Source organism: Microcoleus sp. OTE_8_concoct_300, from assembly GCF_031383065.1.
In the GTDB taxonomy this organism is placed as follows: Bacteria; Cyanobacteriota; Cyanobacteriia; order Cyanobacteriales; family Microcoleaceae; genus Microcoleus.
This window is the reverse complement of sequence record NZ_JANMZH010000904.1, coordinates 1-4,425: the sequence shown is the minus strand read 5'-3', so window position 1 is coordinate 4,425 and position 4,425 is coordinate 1. Positions and strand designations below refer to the sequence as shown.

The following is a 4,425-nucleotide window of genomic DNA, read 5'->3' as shown; positions in this document are numbered from 1 at the left end:
CAACTCTACCAAGATCTCGACATCATCGAATCGGAATGATTAAACCACAGAGGGCACAGAGGACACAGAGAAAGAGATGAGAGAGAGAATAATTCCGATATAACCCGAAACAAGGTTGCACAAAAAAACTTTTGAGCTCGTAACGCACCCTACATTAAGATGTAAGGTGCGCGGTACACAGCCTAGGTTAGAATTTGTGGTCTACTGCAGAAACGCAGCGTTCGCAAATTAGCGGATGTTCGATCGACTCGCTGACGTGAGTCGAGTAATTCCAGCAGCGATCGCACTTTTCCCCGTCTGCTTTGACTACACCAATCGCCAACTCCGGAGACTGATAACTGTACGCCAATTCTTGCAGGATTGCATTCGATTCTACCAGTTCCACTTCCGAAGTAATGAACAAATACCGCAGTTCGTCTACACCGTTCCCGGTCATTGTAGAATCCAGGGTTACAGCTATTTCAGCAGGAATTTCTGGCTTGGGTGCGATCGCAACTAATTCTGCTTCCGGGATTTGGGGTGTTTCTACAAGCGCCGTTTCTACAGGGGCTGTTTGTACGATCGCCTGTGTTTCTACAAGCACAAGCGCTGCTTCTACTGCCGGTGCGAGGACGATCGCCCTTGTTTCTGCAGGCACGATCGCGGTTGTGTGGCCCAGCACATCTGCTATCAGCAAATCAATTTGTAGTGCAATTTTTTGACGGTTGGCCGCAAACAGCAAGTGACGGAAAACAAACCAGATTGTAAATAAGATGCCGATGACTTCCAATAGGCCTCCCAACACCGGAATCTGATTAATCGTATCCAAAATCGCCAGTGTTACTCGGCCCGTTATCAACACAGAGGCTAACAGCCCAAGTGTTACCAGCGCTTTTTGGTTTTCTGTGACAAAGTTACCCACGTATTCAGGCAAATTAGCCACAAAATCGGCGACTTGATCTAAGATTGGCTGCCCATTTGAAGCCGACAGTTCAGGGGCCGAATACTCTATTATCTCAGAAGATCGATCGCCCTTTTCTGCGCTCGTTTCCGCCTCAACATAAATTGTGTTTTCTGTCAACACTTTGGCAACATTTGCCGCTTGTTCTTCCTGTCGATCTTGTGCTGCTTTTGCTTTCTCCTCTGCGGCTGAGTGAATGACTGAATTTTGCGATCGCACATAATCCACCAATTCTTCGCTGCTGGGATTCAAAGCTTGCAATTGCTGCCTTTTCTCAACATCGGGAACGTACAATAAAACCTTAGCTTCCAAAGAAGAACCGATCGCCTTTTCAATCCGGGCTTTTTCCAAAACCTTGTTAACTTCGCCGCGCACTTGTCGCAAATACTGCCAGCGAGTAGCCAATTCTGGATTATGCCATGAAGCATCAATTTGCACCCACCCGGCTTCAAACACTGACTTGTAAGGAGTCGGATAGGGAAGGTACTGCCAAATATCCTCAGCCATGTGACACAAAACAGGTGCGATCGCCTTTGCTAAATTCTCCACAGCAATTGCAATCACCGTCTGACAACTGCGGCGGCGAAGGGTATCTGTCGCGCTGATGTAAAGTCTGTCTTTGGCAATATCCAAGTAAAAATTCGATAAATCCACCGTGCAGAAATTCTGCACAGTTTGGAAGAATCGGGAAAATTGGAAGCTTTCAAAAGCATCTTGGACTTCCGCAAAAACTTCGCCCATTCTGTGCAGCATATAGCGGTCGAGTTCCGGCAATTCCTCGTAAGCAACGGCATCTTTTGCGGGGTCAAAGTCGTGCAAATTGCCCAGCAAAAACTTAGCTGTATTACGAATTTTGCGGTAAACATCCGACTGCTGTTTGAGAATGTTTTTGCCCAAAGGCACGTCTGCCGAGTAGTCTACCGAAGACACCCACAACCGCAAAACATCGGCTCCATATTCCTTAATTACGACTGCCGGATCGACGACATTGCCTTCAGATTTGCTCTGCTTCCGGCCTTTTTCATCTAGCACAAAACCGTGAGTCAAAACAGTTTTGTAAGGAGCGACGCCGTTAGTTGCTACACTGGTAAGCAAGCTGGATTGAAACCAGCCGCGATGCTGGTCTGAACCTTCCAAATAGATATCAGCAGGATAGTTTAATTCCGAGCGACCTTGGGCAACTGCGGCCCAGGAAGAACCCGAGTCAAACCACACATCCATCGTGTCTGTACCTTTGCGGTAAGTGCGGCCGTTGTTGCGGTAAGATTCCGGCAGCAATTCATCGATCGACAATTCCCACCAAGCATCGGAACCCTTCTCGGCAAAAAGGGCTTGCACATGGGCGATCGTGTCTTCATTTAACAGCGGTTCGTTAGTTTCTTCGTCGTAGAATACCGGAATGGGAACGCCCCAAGTCCGCTGGCGGGAGATGCACCAATCCGATCGATCGCCCACCATTGCAGTAATCCGATTTTCCCCTTGGGCGGGAATCCAATTCACATCGGCGATCGCTTTTAGGGCTGCATCTCGGAACCCTTCAACCGAGGCAAACCACTGTTCCGTCGCCCGAAAAATGGTCGGCTTTTTCGTGCGCCAATCGTAAGGATAAGAGTGAGCGTAACTTTCCTCTTTAATCAAACAATTTGCTTCGGCCAGGGCATCAATCACTGCGGCATTGCCATTTCCGAGGACATTTAAACCTGCAAACTGTCCGGCTTCTGCGGTAAAATTTCCGTTTTCATCTACGGGGGTTAAGACTGGCAAACCGCAGCGTTTTCCGACGATAAAGTCTTCTTGTCCGTGGCCCGGTGCGGTGTGCACCAATCCCGTTCCTGAATCAGCGGTAATGTAGTCACCGCCGGCAACAATTGGACTTTCGCGATCGAACAGCGGGTGTTTGTAGCTGCAACCTTCTAATTCTTTCCCTTTGAAGGTAGCAAGTATTTTTAATTCAGTGTTAAAAGTTGCCGACAGCCGATCGACCGCATCGACAGCTACCAACATAAATTGTTGTGCGATGTGGGAATTTGCCGGCGGTTCCACCACCGCATAAGTCAATTCGGGATTAACTGCGATCGCCAAGTTTGCCGGAATTGTCCAGGGAGTAGTCGTCCAAATCGCCGCCCAGAGGCTCGGCATATAGCGCTTGAGCTTCGTTTGCAGGGATTTTGACAAAGTTTTCACATGAAAGCCGACGTAGATGCTGCGCGACGTGTGGCCTTCGGGATATTCCAATTCCGCTTCGGCGAGGGCTGTTTTCGAGCTCGGGCTCCAGTGGACTGGTTTGAAGCCGCGGTAGATGTAGCCTTTGAGCACCATTTGACCGAAAACGCCGATTTGAGCGGCTTCGTATTCGGGTTTCATGGTTAAATACGGGTGTTCCCAGTCGCCCCAAACGCCGTAGCGCTGGAAGGATTCGCGCTGCTGTTCCATTGTTTGCTGGGCGAAGGCGGCGGCTTTGCGGCGGAGTTCGATCGGGGTAAGATTTAGCCGCTCCTCCGATTTCATGTTCTGCAATACTTTAAGTTCGATCGGCAATCCGTGACAATCCCAACCGGGCACATAGCGGACTTTTTTGCCGCGCAGCATTTGGTAGCGGTTGATAAAGTCTTTGAGGATTTTGTTGAGGGCGTGGCCGATGTGAAGTTGTCCGTTAGCGTAGGGTGGGCCGTCGTGGAGGATGAACAAGTCGCCGGGGTTATTGTGGGATAGGCGATCGTAGATTTCTTGATCTGCCCAAAATTGTTGCAATTCTGGTTCGCGCTTGGCGGCGTTGGCGCGCATATCAAACTTGGTTTTGGGCAGATTTACCGTGTCTTTGTAAGATTTAGCTTCCATTTTTGACAAACTTTTTATGTAGTTAGTTGTTAGTAGTTAGGGGTTATTTGAGAGATGATATCAAGTCCGGTTAAATAATCATAAATTAAGTTTGTAGTGAAGACCGCAAGTCCTCTCTCGTCCTTGAAGAGCTGACAGCCAGATATTCTAGTATAAGCGATCGACCGCACATAAGATCGAACCAAATCCGTAGACAGCTCTCTCTCTTCTCTTCCTCTGCGCCCTCTGCGCCCTCTGCGGTTAAATCAATTCATAAATCGAGGGGGCGCTACTCAGTCAGCCAACTGAACATTTCACCGACGGTGAGATTGAAGGATTCGGCAAAGGTTGGAACGGGGATGCGATCGCCCGGTTCTTCAAAAACTGCTATGGTGCGATCGGGGTCTAACTCGTTTGACGGCGAGTCCGACAGTCCGACAGGGATTGAAATCCCTGTCTCATAGCGCAAGTCCTCTGCAAGAGGACTGAGGAGGTTGATTAACGTGCAATGCGAAACTCAACATCGAGTTAAATTGACACTTGCAGTCGGTTTTAACCGACTTTCGCTATGAGACAGGGAATTCATTCCCTGTCGGACTGTCGGACTATCAGTTTTACCTGTTTGTTGACACCATTTGGACAAGGCCGTGTCCCTACCGATTTAACTG

General features: G+C 48.9%; 2 protein-coding genes. Both read right to left on the bottom strand.

Annotated features, from left to right (window positions below):
* Window positions 1-187: 187 nt before the first annotated feature.
* Window positions 188-3,778 (bottom strand): isoleucine--tRNA ligase, encoded by a 3,591-nt coding sequence (ileS, locus tag ACUVJL_RS39035; protein ID WP_445250720.1) that lies wholly within the window; start codon window positions 3,776-3,778, stop codon window positions 188-190.
* 268 nt (window positions 3,779-4,046) lie between these two features.
* Window positions 4,047-4,226: a hypothetical protein gene (locus ACUVJL_RS39030; RefSeq protein WP_445250719.1), complete on the bottom strand. Its 180-nt coding sequence runs from the start codon at window positions 4,224-4,226 to the stop codon at window positions 4,047-4,049.
* Between the last annotated feature and the right edge of the window lie 199 nt (window positions 4,227-4,425).

Bases quoted from the DNA above. Each gene is read 5' to 3' on its own strand.
- ileS (WP_445250720.1), bottom strand. From the start codon at position 3,778: ATGGAAGCTAAATCTTACAAAGACACGGTAAATCTGCCCAAAACCAAG.